The sequence below is a fragment of the Nocardia sp. NPDC004722 genome, from assembly GCF_053601505.1.
Genome location: NZ_JBSGBY010001122.1, coordinates 1 through 1,039, shown reverse-complemented (window position 1 = coordinate 1,039; position 1,039 = coordinate 1). Strand labels below are relative to the sequence as shown.

General features: G+C 64.5%; 1 pseudogene. It reads left to right on the top strand.

Annotated features, from left to right (window positions below):
* Positions 1-265: 265 nt before the first annotated feature.
* Positions 266-1,039 (top strand): annotated as a pseudogene (locus ACWELQ_RS46235) (type VII secretion AAA-ATPase EccA); the annotation flags it as partial.

Genomic DNA, 1,039 nt, shown 5'->3' with positions numbered 1-1,039 from the left:
GCACGTTGGCCGGCAGACCGACGTCGAGCTGGGTATTCCCCCCGATGACGGACACTCGGCACAATTCGGGTTCAGTGCCCCGCAGGCCACCGATCGACTGTGCTGTCACTGACTGAACTGCTCCCCTGTAGCTCTCAACAGTTGCCCGCCCAGGGCGGTTAACCATAATGTATCCGACTGTCCGCAGCTGTGCGATTCGCACGGTGTGGGTGGGGATTGTGAACGAAAGACCAACCAGGTTCGACGAATTCGGGGTTCGACTAGGATGATCGACACTCGCCAGGCCCAACGCGCCTTCGATGCGGGAGTGCTGTCCCTGGGGTTGAGCATCGAGGGCCAGGAATCGAACCGGGACCTCGACTACGCCAAACTCGCCTTTCAGCGTGCCACCGAGTGGGACCCCACCATGGCCGACGCCTGGCTGGGCCGGGCGGCCGCCGGTGAGGTCACCAAGGATGTTCTGAGCAACCTCTACAAGTGCAGCACCGTCTCGTTGGGACGGGAACAGCGCCGGTTGGGACTGCAACCGCGACAGCTTGCCGGACGTTTTCTGCCGGGCCTCTACATCGACTATCCGTTGGCCAGTTTCAGTGAGATCCACCTGGCGTGGGCCTCGCATCTGATTGCCGAGAAGCAGTACGACGAGGCCGTCGAGGTGCTCGACGAACTCGAGAAGCACCGCCGCGCCCGGGCTTCGGAACCGGACTTCGAAATCGACACCCGGATCGCCAAATACGTGCGCGGCATCCTGCACTACAACACCCAGCGCTGGCCCGACGTGATGGCCGTGTTGAACGGCTCCGACTCGTGGGAGGACCCGTATCTGGCGGCGGGCGCCCATGTGATGGTCGGCACATCCTGCGCGCAGCTCGGATTGTTCGGTGAGGCGATTCGCCGCATGGAGGCCGCCGAGGCGGGACCGATTCCGGCCGCCCGCACCGCCGCCATGTTCTGCCGCGGGCTGTGCCTGCGCGAGAGCGGCGCCGCCGAGGAGGCGCAGGCGCTGTTCGAGAAGGTGTATTCGCAGGCACCGGATTTC